This is a genomic window from Streptomyces sp. NPDC002156 (genome assembly GCF_053593675.1).
Genome location: NZ_JBSFDA010000026.1, coordinates 46,013 through 70,629 on the forward strand (window position 1 = coordinate 46,013; position 24,617 = coordinate 70,629).

Sequence of the window (24,617 nt, forward strand, 5' to 3'; positions counted from 1 at the left end):
GTGCCGCCCCCTGAAAGCGGGCCCGTCTACCGCTCTCGCGTGTTTGGCGCCCCGCGCCGCCCGCGCAGCCTCACGGTTCTGTCGTTTCGGATTCGAGCCGCTCGCGGGTCGTCCTGTCGTACACGCCCGGTTCCTCTGCGTCGATGTTGCGGGTCGTCTGGTAGGCGGTCACCGCGTTTTCGACGTTGTCGTCGTATACGCCGTCGAGGTCGTTGACGTAGAGCGCCAACTGGCGGAGTCGCAGCTGGAGTTCGAGGACCTCGTCGCCCGTGTCGCCGGGGCGTAGGACGGGGGCGGTTTCCTTGTCGTCGTCGCCGGGGTCCGGGGAGATCGTGCCGGTGGCCTGGGCGGTCGTGGGGGCCTGGCTCGGGGTGGCGGACCTGGTCGGGGTCGGGGCGGCGGATGTGAGGGTGGGGGTGGGGGGCAAGGTCTCGCTGGGGGTCGGGGTCGGGGAGGGGGACGCCGACCTCGATGCTGTGGGGCTGCTCGAGGGGGTGGGAGATGCCGCGCTGGTCGTCGCGGCCGGCACGCTCTCCCGTACGTCCTGGGCGGCCGTGTTGTTCCGGGACGGCTTGTCGTACGTGAACATCCCGCCGGCCAGTCCGCCCGCCGCCAGTATCGCGATGACCGCTCCGGCGGCGCCGAGGAGGAGGATCCGGGGGCGGTTGCCCGGCCCTTCAGTCTGCTCGTCGTCCTCGGTGGGGGTGTCCGGGGGCAGCGGTAGTGCCGGCACCGCCGGTATCGCCGCCGTCGCCGCCTCGTCCGCCCAGCCGGGGTCCGGGGGCACCGCCGGCATCGGCATCGTCACGTCCGTCGCCGGGTCGGGCGGTGCTGCGGGGGTCTCCGGGGTCAGTTCCACGTACGGGCGTATGCGCAGGGGATCGAAATCCTCCGCCGCCGCTGCCTCCGCCGTGCGGTTCTCTATGTGGGCGTCGGCCGCGCGTTCGGCGCAGGCGCAGGAGGGCGTGTTGTCGGCTCCCCGGGGCGCGCCGCACTCCGGACACACATGCCCCTTCGGATCGTTCACTGCGCGTCTGTTCCTTCCCCGTACGAACCCCCGTACGAATCCCAGAGATTATCCGGCGCTCCTTCACACCATCTCCCGTAAGCCCCCGGAATCCGGGGTTCCGCCGAATCTCGTGGGGATTCGACAGGCCATAACCGGTCACACCACCCACGATGGGGGTGTAACGAGAGTCACTGGAGGACTTCATGGCCGGGGAAGCGCGCGGTAGGACGGGAGATGTGGCGGACGAAAGGCGGACGGCTCCCGGGCCCGAACACGTGCCCGGGAACGTTCTCGTCTCCATCGGTGCCCTGCTGCTCGGCATGCTGCTCGCCGCCCTCGACCAGACCATCGTGTCGACCGCGCTGCCGACCATCGTCAGCGACCTCGGCGGCATGGACCACCTGTCGTGGGTGGTCACCGCCTATCTGCTCGCCTCCACCGCCGCGACCCCCCTCTGGGGCAAGCTCGGCGACCAGTACGGCCGGAAACGGTTGTTCCAGGCCGCGATCGTGATCTTTCTCATCGGCTCCGCGCTCTGCGGTATGGCGCAGAACATGCCCCAGTTGATCGGATTCCGGGCGCTTCAGGGGCTCGGCGGCGGTGGGCTGATGGTGCTGTCGATGGCGATCGTGGGGGATCTCGTCCCGCCGCGTGAACGCGGGCGCTACCAGGGGCTGTTCGGTGCCGTCTTCGGAGCGACCAGCGTGCTCGGGCCGCTGCTCGGCGGGCTCTTCACCGAACACCTCAGCTGGCGTTGGGTGTTCTACGTCAACCTGCCCGTCGGCGCCGTCGCCCTCGCCGTCATCGCGACCGTCCTGCGCATCCCGCGCCGGTCCGAACGGCATGTCATCGACTACCTCGGCACCCTCCTCATCGCCTCCGTCGCCACCTGTCTGATCCTCGTCACCTCGCTCGGTGCCTCCTGGGGGTGGGGCTCGGCGCGGATCGTCGGTCTGGCGGTGCTGGGGGTCGTTCTCGCCCTTTGCTTCGTTCTCGTCGAGCGGCGGGCCGCCGAGCCCGTCCTTCCGCTCAAGCTGTTCCGGCTGCGCACCTTCACCCTCACCGCCGTCATCAGCTTCATCGTCGGCTTCGCCATGTTCGGCGCGATGACCTATCTGCCGACGTTCCTCCAGGTCGTCCAGGGCGTCTCCCCGACCATGTCCGGCGTGCACATGCTGCCGATGGTGCTCGGGCTGCTCGTCGCCTCCACCGTCTCCGGGCAGATCGTCAGCCGGACGGGCCGCTGGAAGGTGTTCCCCATCGCCGGCACCGGCGTCACCGCCCTCGGCCTCCTCCTGCTCCACCGGCTCGACGAGCACAGCTCCACCGGCGAGATGAGCGCCTACTTCCTCGTCTTCGGCCTGGGCCTCGGCCTGGTCATGCAGGTCCTGGTGCTGATCGTGCAGAACGCGGTCTCGTACGAGGACCTGGGCGTCGCCACCTCCGGCGCCACCTTCTTCCGGTCCATCGGCGCCTCCTTCGGCGTGGCCGTCTTCGGTACGGTCTTCTCCAGTCGGCTCGGCGACAAGCTCACGGACGCCTTCCGGGGCGTACAACTGCCCACCGGGGTCTCGGTGGACGCCCTGGAGGCCGACCCGCGCGGCATCGCCGCCCTCCCCTCGGCCGTGCGCCCGGCCGCCCTGGAGGCGTACGCGTCCGCCATCACCGACGTCTTCCTGTACGCCGCCCCGGTCGCCGTTCTCGGCTTCGTCCTCGCCTGGTTCCTGCGCGAGGACCGGCTGCGCGGCTCGGTGACCGCCCCCGACGTCACCGAGACCCTCGCCAGCAACCCCGTCCAGCGGTCGTCGTACGACGAGGTGTGCCGTGCGCTGTCCGTGCTCGGCACCCGCGAGGGGCGCCGCGAGATCTACCGGACCATCACCGCACGGGCCGGCTACGACCTCTACCCGGCGGCCAGCTGGCTGCTGCTGCGCATCCGGCGGTACGGCTGGGCCGAGCCCTCGGTGCTGGCCGAGCGCAGCTCCGTACCGCTGACCGTGATCATCGAGGCCGCCCGGCAGGTCGAGGAACGGCGGCTCGGTGTGCGCGAGGGCCTCGACATGGTCCTCACCGACGAGGGCCGCGAGGTCGCCGAACGGCTCGCGCAGGCCCGTGAGGAGTCCCTGGCCGAGCTGCTGGGCGACTGGTGGGGACCGGACCGGCCCACCGACCTGGTCCAGCTGGTGAAGCTGCTGAACGAGGAGCTGTGCGGCTCGGACGCGGAACAGCCGCACAACGGCTCGGCGGACAGGCCCGGTTGACGCCCGGCCGAGGCTGTCCAGTTTGGAGAGGGCCTTCGGGGCAACCCGGATTCTGACGAGAAGTCGTCCGACGAGCAATCGGTCGGGACGAGCAATCGGTCGAGGAGATCCGGAAGGCATTCATGTCCACAGGAGTGTTCATCGTTCTGATCGTGATCGTCGTCGTCGCGGCCCTCGCCGTGGGCGCGGTCACCCTGAACCGGCGGGCCGCCGGTACCCACGGCCCACGGAATCTGAAACGGCGCTTCGGGCCCGAGTACGAGCGGGCCGTCTCCCGTCACGACGGGGACACCAAGGCGGCCGACCACGAACTCGAAGAACGCGTCCAACGCCACGGCGACCTGCGGGAACGTCCGCTGGAGCCCGCCGAGCGCGAACGGTTCGCGGCCCGCTGGGCAGCCGCGCAGGAACACTTCGTCGAGTCGCCGCAGCAGGCGGTCGCCGACGCGGACCTGCTCCTCGCCGAGCTGGCCGGCGCCCGTGGCTTCCCCGACGGCGGCCAGTACGAGGACCAGCTCGACGCGCTCTCCGTGCACCACGCCCAGCATGTGCACGGTTACCGGCGCGTGCACAGCGCCGCCCAAGAGAACCAGCCCGACACGGAGGAGATGCGCACGGCCATGATCGAGGCCCGCGCCTTCTTCGACGACCTGGTCGGCCAGCAGGAGCACCCCCGGCCGAAGTCCAAGTCACGACTCAACAAGCTGCAGTTAAAGGGGAGTTGACCCACATGACGGACATCGAGAACCGGGACGTGAAGCGCCCGGACACGCAGACGTCGAAGCCGGACCCGCAGACGGAGAAGCCGGACCTGCGTACGGGTACGGGTACGGGCACCGACAAGACCGACCCGCGCGCGGAGAAGCCGGCCGGCACCCCCGCCGTACCGCCGCCGTCCGCCCCGCCGGCCCCCGCCCGGACCCACGAGGCCCGGCCGTCGTCGGCACAGTCCGCCCAGTCCTCCCAGTCCGCCCGGTCGGCACAGTCCTCCCAGGGGATCGCGCTGCTCGCGCAGGACGAGCGGGACAAGCTCACGCTGCGGCTCCAGCACGCCGTCACCGGGTTCGTGGACGGTCCCCAGGACTCCGTCGAGGAGGCCGACCGCGTACTGGCGGAGGTCACCGAGCGGTTCACGGAGGCCGTGGAGCGCACCCGCCGGACCGTACGCGGGTCCTGGCAGTCCGGTGGCGACACCGGCGACACCGAGAAGCTCCGCCTCGCCCTGCGCGACTACCGGGAACTGGCGGAACGCCTGCTCCACAGCTGAGACGGCCGAGCCCCCGGCTACTTCGCCCGTGCCTCCCGCCACTGCCGTACGACCTCGTCGACGTCGTACGGCTTGAGGCCCAGCGGGGGGCCGGGCGGCGGCTTGAACATCATGTCGCGGATCTTGGCGTTGATCTCCGTCAGGATCCGGCGGACCGCCCCCTCGGAGGGGGCCCTGTGCGCCGCCGCCAGCGCGTCCTCCGCCTCCTTGCGCAGGGCCAGCGTCGGCGGCAGGACCGACAGCCCCTCGCGGGCCATCTTCTGCTTGACCCACCACAGTTCGTCGTACGAGGTGTCAGGACCCTCGGACAGCGGCTTGCCCACTCCGGGAAGCTCCGCGAACTCCCCGCGCGCCTCCGCCTCGCGGATCTGTCTGTCGACCCAGGACTCGAAACTCACACCAGGTGGTTTGCGTTCGGTCATGTGTCCATTGTGCCGGACCTCGCACAACCGGACGATGGGGCGATTTATCATGCGGCGGCGGTACGGCAACATGGCTGCCGTACAGGGACTGTTCAGCAACGACTGTTCCGCGAGGACCGGTCGGGTCACTTCTTGTGACCGTTCAGAAGGAGCGCACGTGCTCGAACTCACCATGGCGACCGTCTCAGGGACGGAAGCCGGCGCCACGGCCGGCATGCTCATGGCCGAGGCGCCCAGCGAACCGGGGGCCATCATGCGGGTGGGCCGGGACAAGGCGGTGTGCCGTCTCGTCACCCCCGACGACTGGCTGTTCGTCTCACGGGTCCACCTGGAGTTCCTGTGCGGCCCCGACAACACCTGGCACCTCTCGTGGCTCCAGGGCTCCCAGTCCGACCCGTCCTCCGAAGTCCGGCTGGTGGTCGGCGAGTACGCCCAGACCGTGCCGTACGGCGGGAGCGTGCCGCTGCCCCGGGGCGGTGCCGGAGAGATCATCGTCCAGGACCGCACCGGGCCGCGCAGCGTCAACGTGGGCTTCTACCACGAGGGTTGAGGCCGGGCGGGGACTCCCGGTTACGCCACGACCCGCGCCAGCGCGAAGCCGTCGTACCCCTTGCTGCCCACCGTCTGGACCGCCGTGCCGCTCAACCTCGGGTGCTCGGCGATGAGTTGGAGGGCGGCGCGGGTGCCGCGCACGCTCGGGTCGGTGGAGTCCGGGTCGGTCACCGCGCCCTCGCGCACCACGTTGTCGACGATGATCAGGCTGCCCGTGGTGGTGAGCCGGACGGCCCACTCGACGTAGTGCGGGTTGTTGACCTTGTCGGCGTCGATGAAGACCAGGTCGAAGGGCTCGGGGTTCTCGTCGGCCAGCTTGGGCAGCGACTCCAGGGCGGGGCCCGTGCGCACCTCGGCGATGGTGTCGAGGCCGGCCCGGGCGAGGTTGCGGCGGGCGACCTCGGCGTGCTTCCCGTCGTACTCCAGGGTGACCAGCCGGCCGTCGGCCGGGAGCGCGCGGCCCAGCCAGATGGTGCTGTAGCCGCCGAGCGTGCCGATCTCCAGGATGTTGCGGGCGCCCTGGATCTGGGCGAGCAGCTGGAGCAGCTTGCCCTGGTTCGGCGCGACGTTGATGTGCGGCAGCCCCTCGGCGTCGCTGTCGCGCAGTGCCGCCTCCAGGGCGTCGTCGGCCGGGGCCAGGAGAGTGGTGAAGTAGTCGTCGACGTCATCCCAGCGCTGGGACTCGCTCATGAGAGCCGTACCTTCCGTTCGGGACCGAGGTGCGAAGTACGAAGTACGAAGTGTGTGCCGAGTTATTTGTAGCCCTCGCGGGCGATCACGTCGGTGATCTGCGCCCCGTCGAGTTCGCTGATCGTCTCGCCCGCACGCGGGTCGCGGGCGTGCAGCGTGTGCAGCAGCGGGCCGTGCGGCGAGCCCAGGTCGACGAGCGTGGCCGAGGCCCCGCGCACCGCCCGTCCCGTGTCCGGCGGGCCGGTCAGGTCGATCCGGTTGTACACCCCCGGCGTCACCCACACCGGCACCGACTCAAGGAACCCCATGAGCTGGACGTGGAAGTGGCCCGCCAGGATCAGCCGTACGTCGCTGCCGCGCACGGCGTCGGCCAGGTCCGCCGGGTTGCCCAGTCCCAGCGCCTTCTGGAGCGCGTTGTCGAGGGCGACCGGCGGATGGTGCAGCACGACCGTCGTGCCGTGCGGTGCCGGGGTGCGCAACAGCTCGCGCAGCCAGGCCAGTTGGGCGGCGCCGAGATACCCGTACACCTTGCCGGGGACGAGCGAGTCGAGCGTGACGATCCGATGGCCGTCGACCATGCTGGCCGCCGCCAACTCGCCCTCGGGGGAGGAGAACCGGGCGTCGGCCCGGTCCTGCCCCGCCGCATCCAGGTGCCCGCTGCCCAGCGCCTTCGCGAAGGCCGTGCGCTCGTCGTGGTTGCCGGTGGTGCAGAACACCGGGATGCCCCGCTCCCGGGCGAACGCGCCCACGAGGTCCCGTACGACCGCGTACTCCTCGGGTGCCCCGCTGTCCGCGAGATCCCCGCTGACGACGACGGCCCCGAGGTCCGTGAGATGCCGTGCGTCGGTCAGCATCCGGTGCAGCGACTCGGTGGTGTCGACGCCGTGCCGGTTGGGTGCGCCGGCGTGGTTGATGTGCGTGTCGGAGAGATGCAGGATCCGCATCCGGTCGACGCTACTCCCGCCCGCATGCGGGGAGCCGGGAATTTCCGGTGAGGCCGGGCGGGGAGCGGTCGGACGGACCATGGTCGTCCTCGGGCGGGTGGTGTCCGATCCGGCCTGAAACCGGGCGGTTTCCCGTCTCTGTGCGATCTGGGTCGTGATCGGGGGAGGGAAGTGAACCCGGGGCCCGCTATCGTCATCCGGACAAAAAGCAGGGGCCTCTCAGGTAAAGAGGGGGTGGCTCGCGTCTCTCATCGGAGCCAGTGCGATTCTCTTGGGATTCGTACAGGATGAGACGCGTGGGACGCATGGTGCCCATGGGGCGTACGGGACGAATGGGCGGGAGGCCTACGGCGCGTGGCAAACGCAGAGCACGGTGGTAGAGCGGGAGGTGCCTTCGGAGTGGGCGCCGCCGGGACGGCGCAGGCACGGCTGAAGGCGGCCCGCGTGGCGCTCTGGCTCTTCGTCGCCGTCCTCGCGGTACGACAGGTGGCCGCCGTCCTCAGTACCCCGAAGACGGACCGGCTGACGGATCTGGAGACGTGGGTCGGGCCAAACGGCGTCCTGCATGTGAACGGCTCGCTCTACGACTCGACGCAGTTCACCGGCACGCCCTTCGGCGGGCTCGTCCTCAAGCCGCTCACCCGGGCCGCCGAGCAGGCCCTCGGCTGGGGCTGGACCTTCGGCTCGCTGCTCCTGGTCGTCGCCCTCGGCGCGGTCGCCGCGCGTGCCCTGCCGAAGCCCGTGAGCCGCCGTACCGCGCTGCTCGCCGCGCCCGTCGCGATCAGCCTGCTCATGCTGTCGCTGCCCGTGCGCAACGCCCTCCACCTCGGCCAGACCAGCATCATCCCCGTCCTGCTGGTCCTGCTCGGCTGCTTCGTCGCCCGTGAGGAACGCGCCGCCGGCGCCCTGATCGGCCTCGCGGCGGCCCTCCAGCCGACCGTGCTGCTGTTCGCGCCGCTGCTGTGGTTCACCGGCCGGCGCCGGGCCGCCGCCTCCGCCGGGATCACCTTCGCCGCCTGCACCGCGCTCGCGTGGGTCACGATGGCGGACGACTCCTACACCTACTGGGTCCACCACATGGGCGGGGCCGGCCTCGGCGGCGCCGCCGACGACCTCGCCAACCAGTCCCTGCACGGCGCGCTGCTGCGGCTGGGCGTCGAGGGCCCGCTCGAGATCACCCTGTTCCTGGTGCTGGGTGCCGGGGTTGCCGTCCTCGGTCTGCGCCGGGCCGTGCGGTACGCGCAGGACGGGCAGTTGCTGCTGGCCGTCGCGATCACCGGGTGCGCCGCCATCGCCGTATCGCCGACCACCTGGCAGCACCAGCTGCTGTGGGTGCTGCTCGCGGTCGTCGGGCGGGTCGGCAAGCGGGCCTCCGACCGCTACATGTGGCCGGTCGCCGTCGTCATCGTGATGACGCTGCCCGCCAAGATGGTCATCCCGAACATGGGCGCGCTGTACCCGGTCCGCGACAACATCGTGCTGCTGGCCGCGATCGCCGCCGCCACCGTCGTACCGTTCCTGTCCCGGACCTCGGAGTACTACCGCAGACCGATCCCCACGGACTACGCGGCGCCGGTACCCGCCCGCTTCAAGCGGGTTCCGCTGCTGCCGTTCATGCGCCGGGTGCTCACCCGCCCGAACCTGCTGCTCGAACTGCTGCTGATCCGGGTCACGTACGCCGCCTACCAGAAGGTCCGGCTCGCCGCGACCGGCGGGACGACCACCGGCGGCCGGACCACCGCCGAAGCCCACGGTCACCAGATCCACGACATCGAGAAGTTCCTGTACATCGACATCGAGCACTGGGTCAACCACGCGGTCGTGAAGGTCGACTGGCTGCGGAACTTCTTCGACTTCTACTACACGTCGTTCCACTTCGTGGTGCCGCTGAGCGTGCTCGGCATCCTGTACTGGCGGCGGCCCGTCGACTACCGGTGGGCCCGCGCGTCCCTCGGGTTCGCGACGCTGCTCGCCCTGGTCGGGTTCTGGCTCTACCCGCTGGCGCCGCCGCGCCTGATGCCGGGCCTCGGCATCATCGACACCGTGCACGGCGTCCAGGACTTCTCCAAGCCGGACTACGGCACGCTCACCGCGCTGACCAACCAGTACGCCGCGATGCCCTCGCTGCACTTCGGGTGGTCGCTGTGGTGCGGGCTCGTCATCGCGATCGTCGCGCCCAAGTGGTGGATGAAGGCGCTGGGCCTGCTGCATCCGTTCTTCACCGTCTCCGCGATCGTCGCCACCGGCAACCACTGGGTGCTGGACGCGGTGGGCGGGGCGGCGGTGGTGCTCGCCGGGTTCGGGCTGTCGTACGTGTTCATGGGGCCGCGCGCCCGTACGGTCGTGGCGGCGGCGGAGAAGGACGACGAACCACAGCTGACCTCGGCGGCGACAAGCCGGAACTGACCGGGTACCGGGTACCCGGTCGGTCACCGGGAGCGAGGCAGCGCCAGCCGTTCCTGGAGCCTGGCGTGGCGGAACTGGTACGCCGGGCCCGTCGCCCGCAGGAGGTTGCGGCGGCGGGCGTCCTCCAGGAACGACATCAGGCGTACGGGGGTGCCCTCGGCGGCGGAGAGCTGTACGGCGGTCATGGCCGTGGCGACTCCCAGGTTGGTCACGGGGCCCGATGCGAGGCCCACCCAGAGACCGGCGCCGAGGCCGAACGCGGCGCTGGTCCAGAAACCGCGCTGCCAGATGGAGACGGGCACGATGAGCAGGGCGACCGAGAGGCCGACCGCCAGACCGAGCAGGAGCCGCAGCCCGATGTGGTGCAGCCACACCTCCCGGGGGCCGACGGACCGGCTGTCCACCACGGGCGGGGCCGTGTGGTCGTGGTCCTGCTTGACATCGTCGAACCAGCGCTTCGCGCCACGGCCGAGGAAGTTCCCGGCGACGAGTTCGATGCCGCGGCCGTAGATCAGGGTCGTGGCGAAGCCGGTCGGAATCGTGGAGAGGAAGCAGAGCCAGGCGGGCAGGCCGGGGTCCATCAGTGGCCCGAACCCGAGGCACAGCCAGATGACGACCGCGGTCACGAGCCACTGGACGACGCCCCTCCGGACGGCCGTACGACCGAATATGTCCCGCCATCCGGCGCTCGGCAACGGCTGCGGATCGCCGCTGCGGAGGCTCAGCAGCCCGCCCGCGCACCCGGCCACGATCGCGGAGGCGGGCCCCATCACGCCCGCCCACACGGGACCCGACAGCCGCAGGGACAGGAAGAAGGTGGCCACGCCGTACAGCAGACCGACGACGGCTCCGACGGCGATCGCCCGGGGGCGGCGGTCCGTCCAGCTGGGGATGTGCCACCAGAGCAGATCCCGCGTGCCCTGCTCGGTGAGGCGGACGGCCAGATGACGCAGGGCCCGGTCGGCCGCCTCGGGGGAGTGCCGGGGGCGCGGCCGTCCCGGCCGGGCGGTGTACGCGGCGATGACGGCGTGGTCGAGGAGATGGTCCTCGACGGCGCGGGGCGTGGGGAAGCGGGCGGGGTCGAGGAGCTCGTCGACCGGGTCGGAGTCGCCGTAGACGTCACGGAGGAGGCTGATGGCGAGGGGACTGGAGAGGGCGCGGGCGACGGCGCTGTCGGGTGCGTCGAGGAGCGCGCGAGTGAGTGCCGCCCAGGCGGGCGGGGGCGGCTCGGGGAGCGGGCCGAGGAGATACGCGGCGGCGTCGGCGGGGCGCACGGGAAGGATCTCCAGCGCCACGGCACCGCTCAGCCGGGCCCGTCTGGAGGCGAGCACAGCCTCCTTCGAGCGGGACACGAGGACGAGGCGGAAGTCGGCGGACTCCAGCGCGCGCACCATGGCCGTACGCAGCTTGCCGCCGACCTCGTCCAGGGCGTCCAGGAACAGCGCGATACGGCCGGACTCCAGCAGTTCGCGCGCGCGGACGCGGCCGCCCCGGCCCCGGAACAGGGTGTACTCGCGGGACAGTCGGCCCGCCGCCCAGTCGGCCGGGCTCTCGGCGGCCGGGTCCCAGCCGTGCAGCGACAGCATCACCGGCACGGGGACGAGGCGACGGAGGTCGGGCGAGGCGGTGTTCGCGCGGTACCGGAGCGCGTCGAGGAGCAGGAGCACGGCGGCGGCCGTCTTGCCGGCCGCGGGCGGGCCGACGAGGAGGAGCCGCCCGGAGGCCAACCCGCCGTAGACGGCGTGCAGTTCGCCCGGACCGCCGCCCTCCCGCAGGCCGTCGCGGGTGGCGGGGACGAGCCCCGGCAGCGGGGCGAAGCGGGCGCGGGCGCCCTCGGCGGTGGCGCCGGTGACCCGGCCGGCCACCTTGCGGTCGCTCACCTGCCAGCGGACGGGCAGCGGGGCGGGTTCGAGGAGCCGGCGGAGTCCGGCCTCCCGCTCCCACTGGCGGCGCACGACCGTGGCCAGTTCGTCGGCCGCCGCATCGAGGGGAGTGGGCGGGGTGACGTCGTAGCGGACGTTCATGGTGTTGCCGGTGCCGACCTGGAGGGCGGTGGGGCCGTGGAAGGTGTTGCCCTTCAACTCCGTGGACTGGACCGGCTTGTCCGGCTTGTCCGGCTGGTCGGGTACTGCGGTCGGTCTGTCCGGGTCGGTGTCGGTCATCCGGTGGGTCCGGTGGATCCGAAGTGGACGTCCTGGTGGTTGTGGTCGCCCACCTGGACCGCCGTGGGGCCGTGGAAGGTGTTGCCGGACACCACACCCCGGCCGGCCTGCTCCGGCGTCGACTCCTCGGCCAGCGCCCGGAGTTCGGCGACCAGGCGTTCGCGCTCGGGCTGCTCAAGACTCTCCAGCAGCGACTCGAACCGCCCCTGCCAGAGGCCGACTTGAAGATCCCGGACCCGCCCGGACTCCTCCTCGTCGGCGGCGTCCAGTACGGCGGCGGTCTGGTCGAGCCGCTCCAGCGCGTCGTTCTCCCGGGCCGGATCCCCACGGCCGATGATCCGGGCGCACCGGTCCCGGAACGCGGTCCACAGGTCCGAACTCGCGCTCTGCACAACCGTCGTGCCCGCTGCGGCGGCCGCCGCGATCATCGCCTCTGCCAGCATCTCCGGTCGCTCCCTTGATCCATACCGATGACGGGACCTTAGTTCACGGTGCCGTGTGGTGGGGGTGGCGTCGCCGCCGCCCGGAGTCGGTACTCGGTGGGCGGTACGCCGTAGGTGGTGCGGAAGGCCCGGCTGAAGTGGGCGGGGCGGGGCAGGCCCCAGCGGGCGGCGATGGTGTGCACGGGCACGGCGCGCAGGGCGGGGTCCGCCAGGTCGCGGCGGGCGCCTTCCAGTCGCCGGGTGCGGATCCAGGCCGCGACGGTCTCACCCTGCGTCTGGTCCTGCGTCTGGTCCTGGAAGAGGCGGTGCAGATAGCTGACGGAGATGTGATGGGCGGCGGCGATCACGGGCGGGGTGAGTTCCGGGTCGTGGAGGTTCTGCCGGATGAACGCCCGTATGCGTACGGTCAGCGTTCTGTCGCGGGTCTCCGGGGGCAGGGTCGCCTCGGTGTCGAGCACATGGGCGAACCAGGCCAGCAGCAGGTCGAGCAGGGCGGTGCCCAGGCGTGGGGCGTCGGACGGGCGGAGGGAGTCGGCCTGCTGGTTCAGGCCGGTGAGGAAGCCTGTCAGTACGGCGCCCACTCCGTCGCGTCCGGACATCCGTCTGCCCAGGAGGTCCCGGACCCGGTCCGGTGACGCGGGCAGCAGCGCTTTGGGGAACTCGACCCCTACCCCTGTGACCATGCGCCGGTCCTGGTCTGCCGGGGGGCGGACGTCGTACGGCTGCGAGGTGTCGATCACGTACAGGTCCTGCGGGCCGTGGGTGTCGGTCCGGCCTGCGTGGTCGACTCCCAGGCCGCCGCCGAGCACCAGGGAGAGGTGGTACAGCTCCGGGTCGGACCGTCGCACCATCCGGGCGTCGCGCTGGAACCGGGTCGGTCGGAACGAGGCCGGCCACACTGTCACCGGGCCCAGCTCCAGCAGGCGCTGTTCCGCCCAGAAGTCGGTGGTGTACTCGCTGCTCATGTCGCTGGGGGCGTGGGTTCGGCCGACCAGCTCCCGCCAGTAGTCGAAGCGGTGCTCCGCCGGTACGTCGTCGCTGCGGAACACTGTTCCGATCATCGTGCGTCACCCCGGTCCCGGTCTGCCTTGCTGGCTTGAACTGGTCTGTCCGAGAGCGTAATTGAGACTGGGGAGTCCTTGTTGGGTGCGGGCCGGTGGGGGCTGGTCGCGCAGTTCCCCGCGCCCCTGGAGGCGCTCCGCGCCCCTCACATGTGAGCCCTGACCAATATGCGCAGGCAGGCGATCGGGTCGTCTCGTACTGGGCGGCGGGTTACCGCTGCCCCCATTGCGCTTGCCCGGCGTAGGCGCTGGGCGTGCAGGAGGATCACGAAGCGGGTCAACGGGCGTTGTTCCTCCGGGAGTTCGGCGATGATCCTCGTCGCCTCGCGCAGTGTCGCGTGGGCCGTGGATGCTGTGGCCGAGAGGAGCGAGCGGACTCCCGGGAGGTTCCTGCCCTGTTCCAGGTCCTGTCGGGTGACGCCGTGTTTTTCCAGGTCGTCCGTCGGGAGGTAGAGGCGGCCGTCGCGGAGGTCCTCGGCCAGGTCTGTGAGGAAGTCGGTGCGCTGGCAGGCGTCTGCCAGGAGGCGGCAGCTTTCCGCGTACGCCTGGCTGCCGCCGCCCGGCATCGACAGGCCCGAGGTGATCATCAGGAACGGCCAGGTGAGCGTTTCTATGTACGCCTGGTAGTCGTCCTCGGTCGTGAAACCGGCGAAGTCCAGGTCGATCTGGGCGCCGACCAGGTACGAGTCCACCCAGGAGCGCGGGAGTTCGCGTTTCTCGGCGGTGTGGAGGAAGGCCCGGAGGAGAGGGTGGCTTGCCCTGCCCGTGTCCAGGGCCGTGCGCACCTGCTCGGCCCAGCCCGCGTAGCGGCGCGTGCGCTCCGGCACCGTGCCCTTGTCGCACAGGTCGTCCGTGAACGACGCGAACGCGTATCCGGCGAGGATGTGGGGCTGGAGACGGTCCGGGATCAGCAGCCGTACCGCGAGATGGCCGGCTGGTTCCCGGCTCAGCATGAACTGCTTGGCCTTCAGGTAGGCGGCGCGGTCACTGCCGCTGGTCACTCCCGCCGCGTCCAGACAACGTTGCCAGGATCGCACCGGCACGCCTCACCGTCGTAGTTGCAATTGCAGGTGAAGTGTACGGGGGATGGTGGCCGGAGGCAGGGGCGGGGCGTAGGGGTCAGCCCCTGCCTCACGTCGGACGGGCCGGCGGCGCCGGGAGGCCGCCGGCCCGAGTCTGGCGGGGTGGGGCTCAGCCGGCGCTCACCTGGAGTTCCTTGATGCCGTTGATCCACGCCGAGCGCAGCCGGCGCGGGTCTCCCACCAGGGTGAGGCCCGGCATCGCGTCGGCGAGCGCGTTGAAGATCAGGTCGATCTCCAGTGCGGCCAGGGACTTGCCGAGGCAGAAGTGCGGGCCTCCGCCGCCGAAGCCGAGGTGCGGATTGGGGTCGCGGGTGATGTCGAAGACGTCCGGGGAGTCGAAGACCTCGGGGTCGCGGTTGGCGGAGGAGTAGAACAGGCCGACCCGGTCGCCCTCCTTGATCTTCTGGCCGCCCAACTCCGTGTCCTGGGTGGCCGTTCGCTGGAAGGAGACGATGGGGCTCGCCCAGCGGACGATCTCCTCGGCGGTGGTGGACGGGCGTTCGCGTTTGTACAGGTCCCACTGGTCGGGGTGGGTGAGGAAGGCGTGCATCCCGTGGGTGATCGCGTTGCGGGTCGTCTCGTTGCCCGCCACGGCCAGCATCAGGACGAAGAAGCCGAACTCGTCCGAGGCGAGGTTGCCCTCGTTCTCGGCGGCCACCAGCGTGGTGACGATGTCCTTCGCCGGGCACTGCTTGCGATCGGCGGACATGTTCATGGCGTACGCGATGAGTTCCATGGCCGACTCCTGGCCGACCTCCTCGGTGATCGCGTACTCCGGATCGTCGTACGAGATCATCTTGTTGGACCACTCGAAGATCCTGAGCCGGTCCTCCTGCGGGATGCCGATCAGTTCGGCGATGGCCTGGAGGGGCAGTTCGCAGGCGACCTCGGTGACGAAGTCGAAGGGGCCGGTGCGGGCGGCGGCGTTCGCGGCGATGGCGAGCGCGCGGTTGCGCAGGTTGTCCTCCAGCGCGCGGATCGCGCGCGGGGTGAAGCCGCGCTGCACGATCTGGCGGACGCGGGTGTGCTCGGGCGGGTCCATGTTGAGCAGGATCAGCCGCTGGGCGTCGATCGCGTCCCGCTCGATGTGCTCGTTGAAGCGGATGATCGCCGTGTTGGTGGTGGACGAGAACAACTCCGGGTGTGTGGACACGTACTTGACGTCCGCGTGCCGGGTCACCGCCCAGTAGCCCTCGTCGGCGAAGCCCGCGACACCGGGGTGCTGGGGCACCCAGTGGACCGGTTCGGTGGCGCGCAGCTCGGCGAACTCCGGGAGGGGCACGCGGTGTTGGAGCACATCGGGGTCGGTGAAGTCGAACCCTGCGGGCAGCGCGGGGCAGTGCGCCATCGGAAAACTCCCGTCATCCGAACGGTATCTGACGGCATCTGACGGTCCATCAGGAATATGGTGCCGTGAAGGTAGTAACGGGTTCTACAAGAGGCAAGGGGCACGACGACCCCAATTCCGGGCGCCGCTTGTGGTATCGGGCGCTGCAAGGGGGTTGCGGTGTCGGACGGCCCGTCAGCAGACTGCAAGCAGAACTAGAACGCGTACTAGTTCTGCGTGGCGGGTGGCCGGGACGCCCGCGCCGCGCGGGTGACCTGAGGAGAGGAACTCCCCATCATGGCCGCGGAACCCGTGATCGTCGAAGCCGTGCGCACCCCCATCGGCAGGCGCGGCGGCGCGCTCGCCAACCTGCACCCCGCCTATCTGCTGGGCGAGACCTACCGCGAGATCCTGGGCCGCACCGGCATCCCCGCCGACTGCGTCGAACAGATCGTCGGCGGCGCGGTCACCCAGGCCGGCGAACAGTCCGCCAACCCCACCCGCACGGCCTGGCTGACCATGGGCCTGCCGTACGAGACGGCCGCGACGACGGTCAACGCCCAGTGCGGCTCCTCCCAGCAGGCCTCGCACATGGTCGCCAACATGATCTCGGCGGGTGTCATCGACGTCGGCATCAGCTGCGGGGTCGAGGCCATGTCGCGGGTGCCGCTGGGGTCCGCCTCCAAGCACGGTCCGGGCAAGCCCTTCCCCGACGAGTGGAACGTGGATCTGCCCAACCAGTTCGAGGCGGCCGAGCGGATCGCCCGGCGGCGGGGGCTGACCCGGGAGAACGTGGACGGGCTGGGGCTTCTCTCGCAGGAGCGGGCGGCCGTCGCGTGGGCCGAGGAGCGGTTCAAGCGGGAGACCTTCGCCGTCCAGGTGCCCACCACGGAGGAGGAGCAGGGCGCCGGACAGGGCATGTGGCGGCTCGTCGACCGCGACGAGGGGCTGCGGGACACCTCGGCTGAGGCGCTGGCCCGGCTCAAGCCGATCATGCCGACCGCCGTGCACACGGCGGGCAACTCCTCCCAGATCAGCGACGGTTCGGCCGCGCTGCTGTGGGCGTCGAAGCGGATGGCCCGGGCGCTGAAGCTGCGGCCGAGGGCACGGATCGTGGCCCAGGCGCTGGTGGGCGCCGACCCGCACTTCCATCTGGACGGTCCCATCGACGCCACGCGCGCGGTGCTCGGCAAGGCGGGCATGACCCTGAAGGACATCGACCTGATCGAGATCAATGAGGCGTTCGCCTCGGTCGTACTGAGCTGGACGCAGGTCTTCGGACAGGACCTGGACAAGGTGAACGTGAACGGCGGGGCCATCGCCCTCGGGCATCCGGTCGGGGCGACCGGCGCCCGGCTGATCGCCACGGCGCTCCATGAACTGGAGCGCACGGACAAGGAGTTCGCCCTGATCACCATGTGTGCGGGCGGGGCGCTCGCCACGGGGACGATCATCCAGCGGCTCTGAGAATCTGCGAGAGCCTGAGAGAGAAGGTCACCCTAAGAAGTAGGGATCACCCGCAGAGGGGGGTGTCCTGACGTTTTTCCTGTGCCCTGCGCATCCATTGGATTACCGTGCGTGAGACTCCATGGGTGCCGCAGGGAAGGGCGCGATGTCACAGCGACCACAGCGACGTACGGTGACGAGTCGCAGTCAGGAGCCACGGGCCCGGTTCGCCGAGGAGCTGAAGGCGCTGCGGGAGAAGCGCGGGGACAGTCTGCGGCAGCTGGGCGACAAGGTGGGGTGGGACTTCTCGCTCTTCGGGAAGATGGAGCACGGCCACACGCTGGGCAGCGCGGACGTGGTGCTGGCGCTGGACCAGTACTTCGGCGCTGACGGGTTCCTGGTGGCGCTGTGGGAGCTGGCGCTCGGCGACAAGTCCGAGTTCAAGGAGCAGTACCGCGAGTACATGCAGCTGGAGTCCGAGGCGGTGAGCCTGTGGCACTTCGGCGTCACCAGGATTCCGGGCATGCTCCAGACCCGTGGCTACGCGACCGAAGTACTCGCGGCGGGCGACATCAGGGGTGCGGAACTCGTCCAGCAGGTCGAGGCGAGGCTCGGCCGGGCCGAGCTGCTGACCGGGGAGGGCGGGGGCCCGCACTTCCGCACCATTCTGTACGAGGCCGTCCTGCGCGTGGCGCTGCGTGAACGGGGCGCGTGGCGCGAGCAGTTGGAGTATCTGCTGAAGGTCTCCGAGCTGCCCTACGTCACGATCCAGGTGCTCCCGTTCAGTGCGGGGCCGTGCAGTCTGGACAGCACCGACGTGATGTTCATGAAGCTGCCGGACGGCCGTACGGTCGCCTACGTGGAGACCGCCCACTGGGGCGAACTCGTCCAGGAACACGCCCCGGTTGAACGGCTGCAGCACGCATACGATGCGCTGCGCGACCTGGCTCTGTCCCCTGCCGGGTCGCGCACGTACATCGGGCAGCTGCTGGAGGAAGTACCGTGCGTTCCATCGACCTGAAGGCCGCGACGTGGCGCAGGAGCAGCTACAGCAACTCCGAGGGCGGCCAGTGTCTCGAAGTCGCCGACGACCTGCCCGTCGTACCGGTCCGTGACTCCAAGAAGCCGGACATTCCCGCCCTGATATTCCGCGCCCCGGCCTGGGCCTCCTTCGTGGCCGCCGTTCGAACCTGATCGAAACCCTGTGCGTACGCACAGGCTGGGCTAGCCTCGTTCTGCCAGCTGGGAAGCTGGGCGAACTGGCTTACGCAGCACATTACTTCGGGGGTTCCGTGACGGACGAAGCTGCCGCACTGCGGCAGACCGGCGCCGCGCCGCTGCGTCCCGCCGACCCCGAACGCGTCGGCCCCTACGTCCCGTTGGCCCTGCTCGGCAGCGGTGGCATGGGACGCGTCTATCTCGCCCGCCCCTCGGACAACGGCCCCGGCCTCTTCGCCGTCAAGGTGATCCGCCCCGAGTACGCCGAGGACCCCACCTTCCGGCGCCGCTTCGAACAGGAGGCCCTGGTCCACGGCCGGGTCCGTACACCGCGTGCGCCGAGGCTGTGCGGTACGGGGTTCCAGGACGAGCTGCTGTGGATGGCCACGGAGTATCTCCCCGCGCTCGATCTGGCGGACGCCGTCCGGGAGGGCGGCGCCCTGGAGCCGGGCGCCGTCTGGCGGCTGGTCGCGGAGCTGGGGCAGGCGCTCGCCGACCTCGCCGCCACGGGGATCGTGCACCGGGACCTGAAGCCGTCCAACGTGCTGCTGTCCCTCGGCGGCGCCCATGTCATCGACTTCGGCATCTCCAAGGCGGCCGACGCGAGTTCGATCACCGGCACCGGCAACCGGGTCGGCACGCCCGCCTACATGTCCCCGGAGTATCTGCGCACCGGCCACTGCGACGCCGCCTCCGACGTGTTCTCGCTCGCCGGAACACTGATCTACGCGGCGGCCGGCCGGGCCCCCTTCGGCGACGGCACCGGCGTCGACGTGATGCACCGGGTCGCCTTCGAGGAGCCCGCCGCCGAGGTGATCGGCGCGATCACGGCAGCCGACCCGGCCCTCGGCGCCCTGCTGTCGGCCTGCCTCGCCAAGGACCCCGGGCAACGGCCGACGCCTGCGGCGCTGATCGAGGCGGCTGCGTCCGCCCGAAGGGCGACCCCCGGAACCCCGGCAGCAGAGCAGGCAGGCGGGGCCGGCCGGCATGGACCTCGCGAGGAGGACCCGGGCGGGCGTGCCGATGGGGCGGTGGGTGCGGGCGGGCGTGCTGGTGGGTTGGCGGATTCGGGCGGGCGTGCCGGTGGATCGGCGGACTCGGGCCGGCGTGCTGGTGCGCAGGCGGACCCGGGCGGGCGTGCTGGTGCGCAGGCGGACCCGAGCGGGGGTACCGGTGGGTCGGTGAGGGCGGGCGGACCTGCCGGTGTGCCGCCGGGTTCGGGCGGGCGTGCCGGTGGGTCGGCGGATTCGGGTGGACGTGCCGGTGCGTCGGCAGGGGCACGTGAGCGTGCCGGTTCCTCCGTCGCCGCGTCCACGTGGCCGGAGCCCCTCCACGCCAGGGTGCTGGAGCGGCAGCGGGCGTACGACGTGCTGTATCGCGTCCCCGTCGCACGGGCGGCGGGGCTGCGGTCCCGGGGCCACCGTCCGAACCCGAACCCGGCGCTGCCGGTTCCGGTTCCGGCAGGGGGTGCGGCCGCAGTCCTCCCCGCGAGCCCGGCGGAGCCGGTCGGAGTGGCCTCCGCCGAGACGTCCCCGGGGCAGCGGTGGCCGGCGGGACTGGTCGGCTGGGTTCGCAGAAGACCCGTACAGGCCGGGGCGGTTGCCCTCGCCCTGTGTGCCCTGGCCGCACTGGCCGTCGTACTCGCCCGCCCGGAGGACCGTACGGCCGCCGCGCCCCCGGGGACCGTCGCGACGGCGTCCGCCGGCACCGCGGTCGAAGCCGGGGCCTCCTCGCCGACGCGGGAGAGCCCGGACGGGAAGTCGGTCCCGACCACGTCCGGCAGCGGCACCGAGACCGCCGACGGGCCGGCCGTACCCTCACAGATCTCCGGCGCCACCGACGACGACGGCGAGGATGCCCCCACGGAGCCCGGCGTCCCCACGGCCACGGCCACCGGCTCCGCCACCGACGGCGGAACGGACAGCGGCACCGGTGCCACGCCCACCGCCACTCCGTCTCCGGTCGTCTCCTCGACCGAACCCGCCACGGCACCCTGGGTCACCGAGTGCACGTACTACGCGGGCAAGGCCCGCACGGCCCTCGGAGACTCGGGGAAACGCGTCAAGCAGGTCCAGTGCATCCTGCTGAAGCGCGGGTACGACATCGGCGGCACTGGTGTGGACGGGGTGTTCGGGGCGGGGCTGGAGGCCGCCGTGAGCAGCTTCCAGAGCGACAAGGGCCTGGCCGCCGACGGCATCGTGAGGCGGGCGACCTGGCCGGTGCTGCGGGCGACGAAGTGACTCCGCCCCGGTGACAGGGCGGAGTCACGAGACCTGACGGAGCGTCAGCAGGTCGACCTGTACACGTACTTGCTCACGTTCGCGTCGCCCAGGTTGTCCGCCGTGATCGACACGAACGACGTGCCGATCGTCTTCGTCACCTTCTTGCCCTGGACCGCGTTCACGGCCTCCCGTACCGCCTGGGCGCCGATCTCCTCGGCCTTCTGGGCGATCAGCGCCTGGACCGTGCCCTTCTTCAGCTGCTCGACCTGCGCGGGGCCCGCGTCGAAGCCGACGACCTTGACCTTGCCGACCTTTCCGGCGTCCTTGATGGCGTTGTTGGCGCCGTCGCTGGCCGGGGTGCTGATCGAGAAGATGCCCGCCAGGTCGGGGTCCTTGGAGAGGGAGGCCGCGGTGAGGCGGGCCGCCTCGACGACTCCGCCGCTGGGTGTCGAGGGCTGGACGCCCACGAACGTGATGTCCGGGTACTTCTTGATCTCGGTCTCGAAGCCCTTGATCCGCTGGTCGGCCGTGGTGACACCCGGGGTGCCGCCGATGATGACGACCTTGCCCTTCTCGCCGACGAGCTCGGCCAGGGTGCGGGCCGCCTCGGCGCCGCCCTCCTCGTTGTTGGAGGACACGGCGGACGAGATGAAGCTCGTGTCGTCGAGGCCCGTGTCGGCCGTCACGATCTTGATGCCGGCCTCGTTGGCCTGCTTCAGCGGCGTACCCAGCGCCTTCGAGTCGGTCGGCGCGATGACGATGGCGTTCGGCTTCTTGGCGACCGTGCTGGTGAGGATCGGGGTCTGTGTCGCCGGGTCGAAGGTCGTCGCGCCCTGGACGTCCACCGTCGCGCCGAGCTTCTTGCCCTCGGCCTTCGCCCCGCAACCCAGCGTGTTGTAGAAGGAGTCGGACGCGGTGCCGAGGATGACGGTCACCTTGGGATCGGCGGTCGAGGAGGAGTCGCCGGACCCGCAGGCGGTGACGCCGAGGAGGAGGACGCTCGCGAGGGCGGCGCCTCTGAGGGGGAGATGGGCGGTCTTCATGGTGCAACTCCATTGGTGCGACGGGGCGTTGAGCGGAGACCAGCAAGGGGGACCAGCAATGGGGGGGCTTAACGGAGCGTGCGGCGGCGCCGGTTGACGTGGTCGACGTACACGACCCCCGCCAACACCGCGCCGACCGCCACCTGCTGCCAGAACGGCTGGAGGCCGATGATGACCAGGCCGTTGCTCAGCACGGCCGGGATGAGGGAGCCGAAGGCGGTGCCGAGGACGCTGCCCACCCCGCCGAAGAGGCTGGTGCCGCCGAGCACGGTGGCGACGATCGCCTGGAGGTTGTCGCCGGTGTGGCCGCCGACGGTCGTGGTGGAGAAGCGGGCCAGGTTGACGTACGCGGCGATTCCGGCGAGGAGTCCGCAGAGCGCGTACACCTTGATGAGGTGGCGGTCGACGGCCACTCCGGCGCGACGGGCGGCCTCGACGTTGGAGCCGATCGTGCGGGTGTAGGTGCCGAAGCGGGTCAGGCCCAGGACGATCGCGCCGGCGATGGTGAGGCCGATGGCCAGCCACACCGTGTACGGGATGCCCAGGAAGCGGCCGAAGCCGAGACCGCTGACCAGGGAGTCGGGGACGCCGCGCAGATCCAGGCCGTTGGTCAGCACCAGGGCGCCGCCGCCCGCCGCCGAGAGGGTCGCCAACGTGGCGATCAGCGGCGGGAGTTTGGCCTTCGTGACCAGGAGGCCGTTGAGAACTCCCCAGGCCAGGCCCGTTGCCATCGTTGTCACCAGGCCGGCCAGCAGGGTCAGCGGGCCGCCGCCGCCCAGTGCCGACATCACCTTCACGCCCACGACCCCGGAGAAGATCAGCACCGAGCCGACCGACAGGTCGATGCCCCCGGTGGTCATCACGAACGTCATCCCGATGGCCAGGACGCAGTAGGAGGCGGCCTCGATGGCGACGCTGCGCAGGTTGTACGCGGTGAGGAAGTTGTCGGGGTAGGCCGCGCCGAACACCGCCAGCAGGATCAGCAGGACGACCAGCGCCAGGCTCCGGGTGCCCTTCATGTTGCGCCAGGCGGCGGCGACGGCCACCGAGCGCAGGGGACGGGCGGAGCCCTCGTCCGGTCCGGCGGACTTCACCTCGGTGGTGGGGGTCGTCATGACTGGTCCTCGCTGTCTGCCGGGTCGAGGGCGGGATCGGAGGCGTCCTCGAAGGTGAGAGCGCCCGTCATGGCGCCGAGCACGTTCTCGCTGGTCGCCGTCGCGCCCGACAGCCGGGCCACCCGCTGCCCGAGCCGCAGCACCTCGATACGGTCCGCGTACTCGAAGACGAACGGCAGGTTGTGGCTGATCAGGACCACCGCCACCCCCGAGGCCCGGACCCGCTGGATCAGCTGCCCGACCCGTTCCGTCTGTACGACGCCCAGTGCGGCCGTCGGCTCGTCCATCAGCAGCACCCGGTCCGCCCAGTTGACCGCCCGGCCGACCGCGATGCCCTGGCGCTGGCCGCCGGACATCGTGACGACCTGCGCGGCGGTGTCCTGGATGCCGACCCCGAGCGAGCCGAACGCCTCGTCGGCCTTGGCCCGCATGGCCTTCCGGTCCAGGAAGCCGAGCTTCCCGAGCAGGCCGGGGCGCATGATCTCGCGGCCGAGGAAGAGGTTCTCGGCGGGATCCAGGTCGGGGGCGAGCGCCAGATCCTGGTAGACGGTCTCGATGCCCAGGCGGCGGGCGGCGATCGGGTCCGGGATGGTGACGGGCCTGCCGTCGACCCGTATCTCGCCCGCGTCGGGCTGGATCACCCCGGAGATGACCTTGATGGTGGTGCTCTTGCCGGCGCCGTTGTCACCGACCAGCGCGACCACCTCGCCCGGGTAGACGGTGAGCGCGGCTCCGCGCAGCGCCTGCACCTGGCCGTAGTTCTTGACGATGCCGGACAGTTCGAGGACCGGGGTGGCGAGGGCGGTGGCCCCGTGCGGGGTCGGGCCGGCCGGAGCCGGACCGGCGGGAGTGGGGATGCTCATGGCTTCTGCTCTCCGCTTCCACGGGGGATCAGTACGGTGCCGAGCTGGACCCGGCGGGGTGGTCCGCTCTGGCCCGCGATCCGGGCCAGCAGCAGTCGGGTGGCCTCGCGGCCCATCTCGTCGGCGTCCCCGGACACGACGGTCACCGGGGTGGGCAGCAGATCGGCGAACGGGAAGTCGTCGAAGCCGACCAGGGCCGTGTCCTGCCCCGGGCCCATGGCGCGCAGGGCGCCGTGCGTAAGGAAGTTGGTGGTGGTGAACAGGGCCGTGGGGCGCCGGTCCGGGGGCAGTGCGAGGAGTTCGGCGGCGGCCTGCTCGGCCTCCTCCCGGGTGCCGTGCTCAAGGCGGGCGACCAGGGCCTCGTCGACCTCGCCGAAGGCGGCGCGCATGGCGTCCAGATAGCCGTCGAGCCGGCGCCCGGTGGTGTAGTGGCTGGCGGCCACGACGACGCCGATGCGCCGGTGACCGGCGGCGATCAGATGCTCGGTGGCCTTACGGGCGCCCCCGTGGTTGTCCAGCAGCACGGTGTCCGCGTCCAGGCCCAGCGCGGGCCGGTCCACGAAGACGACCGGGGTGCCCTGGGCGACCTCGCGGCCGAGATAGCCGTAGTCCATGGCGCCCGGCACGATCAGCAGCCCGGCGACGCGCTGCCCGAGCAGGTCGTCGATGCCCCGGCGCTCGGCCTCGGGGTCCTCGTCGGAGCTGGCCAGCACGACGTTGTGGCCGTGGGCGCGGGCCACGCCCATGACACCGTTCGCGATCGAACCGTAGAACGGGTTGGTCAGATCGCCGACCAGCAGCGCGAGCGTGGTGCTGCGCTGGCCGGGGCGCAGACTCCGGGCGAGGTCGTTACGGCGGTAACCGGTCTCGTCTATGGCAGCGCGCACCCGCTCCGCGATCGCGGGGGAGACCGTCTCGTCACCGTTGACGAACCGGGAGACGGTCTTGATCGACACCCCGGCGAGGGCGGCGACCTCCCGCATGGTGGGCGTTCGCATGTCCGGCATCACTCCGAAAAAGGTCACTGCGCGTCGTTGCGTGCCGCACAGCAAACCTCCGTGAAACAACGTTGTCAATGGAATGG

The 24,617-nt window shown here is 71.1% G+C and carries 22 protein-coding genes; 9 read left to right on the plus strand and 13 right to left on the minus strand.

Features of this window, described 5'->3' with window-relative positions:
• Positions 1 to 70 precede the first annotated feature (70 nt).
• Complete coding sequence (locus ACWCRB_RS14095; RefSeq protein WP_450996271.1) at positions 71 to 1,027, minus strand: peptidoglycan-binding protein; 957 nt, start codon at positions 1,025 to 1,027, stop codon at positions 71 to 73.
• 185 nt (positions 1,028 to 1,212) lie between these two features.
• Here ACWCRB_RS14095 and ACWCRB_RS14100 point away from each other — a divergent pair, with 185 nt between their 5' ends.
• The 3 genes from ACWCRB_RS14100 to ACWCRB_RS14110 all read left to right on the plus strand — a co-directional run bounded on the left by ACWCRB_RS14100 (position 1,213) and on the right by ACWCRB_RS14110 (position 4,537).
• A complete protein-coding gene (locus ACWCRB_RS14100; RefSeq protein ID WP_450996272.1) occupies positions 1,213 to 3,270 on the plus strand; it encodes a DHA2 family efflux MFS transporter permease subunit in 2,058 nt (685 codons plus the stop codon).
• 122 nt (positions 3,271 to 3,392) lie between these two features.
• Positions 3,393 to 3,995 (plus strand): hypothetical protein, encoded by a 603-nt coding sequence (locus tag ACWCRB_RS14105; RefSeq protein WP_450996273.1) that lies wholly within the window; start codon positions 3,393 to 3,395, stop codon positions 3,993 to 3,995.
• A gap of 5 nt (positions 3,996 to 4,000) precedes the next feature.
• Positions 4,001 to 4,537, plus strand: a complete 537-nt coding sequence (locus tag ACWCRB_RS14110; protein WP_450996274.1) for a hypothetical protein — start codon at positions 4,001 to 4,003, stop codon at positions 4,535 to 4,537.
• A gap of 17 nt (positions 4,538 to 4,554) precedes the next feature.
• Here ACWCRB_RS14110 and ACWCRB_RS14115 read toward each other — a convergent pair whose 3' ends face one another.
• On the minus strand, positions 4,555 to 4,959 hold the full coding sequence (locus ACWCRB_RS14115; RefSeq protein ID WP_450996275.1) for a DnaJ family domain-containing protein: 405 nt from the start codon (positions 4,957 to 4,959) through the stop codon (positions 4,555 to 4,557).
• Positions 4,960 to 5,116: 157 nt separating this feature from the next.
• Between ACWCRB_RS14115 and ACWCRB_RS14120 the strand changes: the two genes are divergently transcribed.
• Entirely contained in the window at positions 5,117 to 5,509 is a 393-nt protein-coding gene (locus ACWCRB_RS14120; RefSeq protein ID WP_235479480.1) for an FHA domain-containing protein, read from the plus strand.
• A 20-nt stretch (positions 5,510 to 5,529) separates the two neighbouring features.
• On the opposite strand, the gene ACWCRB_RS14125 is transcribed toward ACWCRB_RS14120, so the two are convergent.
• Positions 5,530 to 6,201 (minus strand): O-methyltransferase, encoded by a 672-nt coding sequence (locus tag ACWCRB_RS14125; protein ID WP_450996276.1) that lies wholly within the window; start codon positions 6,199 to 6,201, stop codon positions 5,530 to 5,532.
• Between the two features lie 62 nt (positions 6,202 to 6,263).
• Positions 6,264 to 7,145: a metallophosphoesterase family protein gene (locus tag ACWCRB_RS14130; RefSeq protein WP_450996277.1), complete on the minus strand. Its 882-nt coding sequence runs from the start codon at positions 7,143 to 7,145 to the stop codon at positions 6,264 to 6,266.
• Positions 7,146 to 7,499: 354 nt separating this feature from the next.
• Here ACWCRB_RS14130 and ACWCRB_RS14135 point away from each other — a divergent pair, with 354 nt between their 5' ends.
• Positions 7,500 to 9,551: a bifunctional glycosyltransferase 87/phosphatase PAP2 family protein gene (locus ACWCRB_RS14135; protein WP_450996278.1), complete on the plus strand. Its 2,052-nt coding sequence runs from the start codon at positions 7,500 to 7,502 to the stop codon at positions 9,549 to 9,551.
• Positions 9,552 to 9,574: 23 nt separating this feature from the next.
• On the opposite strand, the gene ACWCRB_RS14140 is transcribed toward ACWCRB_RS14135, so the two are convergent.
• The 5 genes from ACWCRB_RS14140 to ACWCRB_RS14160 all read right to left on the minus strand — a co-directional run bounded on the left by ACWCRB_RS14140 (position 9,575) and on the right by ACWCRB_RS14160 (position 15,647).
• Positions 9,575 to 11,713, minus strand: coding sequence for a hypothetical protein (locus ACWCRB_RS14140; protein WP_450996279.1), 2,139 nt, complete (start codon positions 11,711 to 11,713; stop codon positions 9,575 to 9,577).
• A complete protein-coding gene (locus ACWCRB_RS14145; RefSeq protein WP_450996280.1) occupies positions 11,710 to 12,156 on the minus strand; it encodes a hypothetical protein in 447 nt (148 codons plus the stop codon). The genes ACWCRB_RS14140 and ACWCRB_RS14145 overlap by 4 nt, the downstream gene beginning before the upstream one ends.
• Before the next feature lie 38 nt (positions 12,157 to 12,194).
• Positions 12,195 to 13,217, minus strand: coding sequence for an AraC family transcriptional regulator (locus tag ACWCRB_RS14150; protein WP_450996281.1), 1,023 nt, complete (start codon positions 13,215 to 13,217; stop codon positions 12,195 to 12,197).
• A gap of 146 nt (positions 13,218 to 13,363) precedes the next feature.
• A complete protein-coding gene (locus tag ACWCRB_RS14155) occupies positions 13,364 to 14,218 on the minus strand; it encodes a phytoene/squalene synthase family protein (RefSeq protein WP_450996282.1) in 855 nt (284 codons plus the stop codon).
• A 190-nt stretch (positions 14,219 to 14,408) separates the two neighbouring features.
• Positions 14,409 to 15,647, minus strand: coding sequence for a cytochrome P450 (locus ACWCRB_RS14160; protein WP_450996283.1), 1,239 nt, complete (start codon positions 15,645 to 15,647; stop codon positions 14,409 to 14,411).
• 276 nt (positions 15,648 to 15,923) lie between these two features.
• On the opposite strand from ACWCRB_RS14160, the gene ACWCRB_RS14165 reads away from it, so the two are divergent.
• From ACWCRB_RS14165 to ACWCRB_RS14180, 4 genes are all read left to right on the plus strand, one after another.
• Positions 15,924 to 17,093 (plus strand): steroid 3-ketoacyl-CoA thiolase, encoded by a 1,170-nt coding sequence (locus ACWCRB_RS14165; RefSeq protein ID WP_450996284.1) that lies wholly within the window; start codon positions 15,924 to 15,926, stop codon positions 17,091 to 17,093.
• A gap of 145 nt (positions 17,094 to 17,238) precedes the next feature.
• Positions 17,239 to 18,093: a helix-turn-helix domain-containing protein gene (locus ACWCRB_RS14170; protein ID WP_450996285.1), complete on the plus strand. Its 855-nt coding sequence runs from the start codon at positions 17,239 to 17,241 to the stop codon at positions 18,091 to 18,093.
• Positions 18,075 to 18,266, plus strand: a complete 192-nt coding sequence (locus tag ACWCRB_RS14175) for a DUF397 domain-containing protein (RefSeq protein WP_369034510.1) — start codon at positions 18,075 to 18,077, stop codon at positions 18,264 to 18,266. The genes ACWCRB_RS14170 and ACWCRB_RS14175 overlap by 19 nt, the downstream gene beginning before the upstream one ends.
• 98 nt (positions 18,267 to 18,364) lie before the next feature.
• The gene (locus ACWCRB_RS14180) at positions 18,365 to 20,530 is read left to right on the plus strand and encodes a protein kinase domain-containing protein (protein ID WP_450996286.1); all 2,166 of its coding nucleotides are present in this window, start codon (positions 18,365 to 18,367) and stop codon (positions 20,528 to 20,530) included.
• 44 nt (positions 20,531 to 20,574) lie between these two features.
• Here ACWCRB_RS14180 and ACWCRB_RS14185 read toward each other — a convergent pair whose 3' ends face one another.
• From ACWCRB_RS14185 to ACWCRB_RS14200, 4 genes are all read right to left on the minus strand, one after another.
• Entirely contained in the window at positions 20,575 to 21,555 is a 981-nt protein-coding gene (locus ACWCRB_RS14185; RefSeq protein WP_450996287.1) for an ABC transporter substrate-binding protein, read from the minus strand.
• A gap of 68 nt (positions 21,556 to 21,623) precedes the next feature.
• Positions 21,624 to 22,670: an ABC transporter permease gene (locus ACWCRB_RS14190; RefSeq protein ID WP_450996288.1), complete on the minus strand. Its 1,047-nt coding sequence runs from the start codon at positions 22,668 to 22,670 to the stop codon at positions 21,624 to 21,626.
• Positions 22,667 to 23,533, minus strand: a complete 867-nt coding sequence (locus ACWCRB_RS14195) for an ATP-binding cassette domain-containing protein (RefSeq protein ID WP_450996289.1) — start codon at positions 23,531 to 23,533, stop codon at positions 22,667 to 22,669. The genes ACWCRB_RS14190 and ACWCRB_RS14195 overlap by 4 nt, the downstream gene beginning before the upstream one ends.
• The gene (locus ACWCRB_RS14200; protein WP_450996290.1) at positions 23,530 to 24,531 is read right to left on the minus strand and encodes a LacI family DNA-binding transcriptional regulator; all 1,002 of its coding nucleotides are present in this window, start codon (positions 24,529 to 24,531) and stop codon (positions 23,530 to 23,532) included. Before ACWCRB_RS14200 ends, ACWCRB_RS14195 begins: the two co-directional genes overlap by 4 nt.
• Positions 24,532 to 24,617 lie beyond the last annotated feature (86 nt).

What these genes read in the sequence shown, in the direction of transcription:
- ACWCRB_RS14125 (WP_450996276.1), bottom strand. Translation starts at nt 6,201, where the DNA reads ATGAGCGAGTCCCAGCGCTGGGATGACGTCGACGACTACTTCACCACT.
- ACWCRB_RS14190 (WP_450996288.1), bottom strand. Translation starts at nt 22,670, where the DNA reads ATGACGACCCCCACCACCGAGGTGAAGTCCGCCGGACCGGACGAGGGC.
- ACWCRB_RS14140 (WP_450996279.1), bottom strand. Translation starts at nt 11,713, where the DNA reads ATGACCGACACCGACCCGGACAGACCGACCGCAGTACCCGACCAGCCG.
- ACWCRB_RS14160 (WP_450996283.1), bottom strand. Translation starts at nt 15,647, where the DNA reads ATGGCGCACTGCCCCGCGCTGCCCGCAGGGTTCGACTTCACCGACCCC.
- ACWCRB_RS14110 (WP_450996274.1), top strand. Translation starts at nt 4,001, where the DNA reads ATGACGGACATCGAGAACCGGGACGTGAAGCGCCCGGACACGCAGACG.
- ACWCRB_RS14145 (WP_450996280.1), bottom strand. Translation starts at nt 12,156, where the DNA reads ATGCTGGCAGAGGCGATGATCGCGGCGGCCGCCGCAGCGGGCACGACG.
- ACWCRB_RS14165 (WP_450996284.1), top strand. Translation starts at nt 15,924, where the DNA reads ATGGCCGCGGAACCCGTGATCGTCGAAGCCGTGCGCACCCCCATCGGC.
- ACWCRB_RS14170 (WP_450996285.1), top strand. Translation starts at nt 17,239, where the DNA reads ATGTCACAGCGACCACAGCGACGTACGGTGACGAGTCGCAGTCAGGAG.
- ACWCRB_RS14150 (WP_450996281.1), bottom strand. Translation starts at nt 13,217, where the DNA reads ATGATCGGAACAGTGTTCCGCAGCGACGACGTACCGGCGGAGCACCGC.
- ACWCRB_RS14200 (WP_450996290.1), bottom strand. Translation starts at nt 24,531, where the DNA reads ATGCGAACGCCCACCATGCGGGAGGTCGCCGCCCTCGCCGGGGTGTCG.
- ACWCRB_RS14105 (WP_450996273.1), top strand. Translation starts at nt 3,393, where the DNA reads ATGTCCACAGGAGTGTTCATCGTTCTGATCGTGATCGTCGTCGTCGCG.
- ACWCRB_RS14130 (WP_450996277.1), bottom strand. Translation starts at nt 7,145, where the DNA reads ATGCGGATCCTGCATCTCTCCGACACGCACATCAACCACGCCGGCGCA.
- ACWCRB_RS14100 (WP_450996272.1), top strand. Translation starts at nt 1,213, where the DNA reads ATGGCCGGGGAAGCGCGCGGTAGGACGGGAGATGTGGCGGACGAAAGG.
- ACWCRB_RS14185 (WP_450996287.1), bottom strand. Translation starts at nt 21,555, where the DNA reads ATGAAGACCGCCCATCTCCCCCTCAGAGGCGCCGCCCTCGCGAGCGTC.
- ACWCRB_RS14195 (WP_450996289.1), bottom strand. Translation starts at nt 23,533, where the DNA reads ATGAGCATCCCCACTCCCGCCGGTCCGGCTCCGGCCGGCCCGACCCCG.
- ACWCRB_RS14115 (WP_450996275.1), bottom strand. Translation starts at nt 4,959, where the DNA reads ATGACCGAACGCAAACCACCTGGTGTGAGTTTCGAGTCCTGGGTCGAC.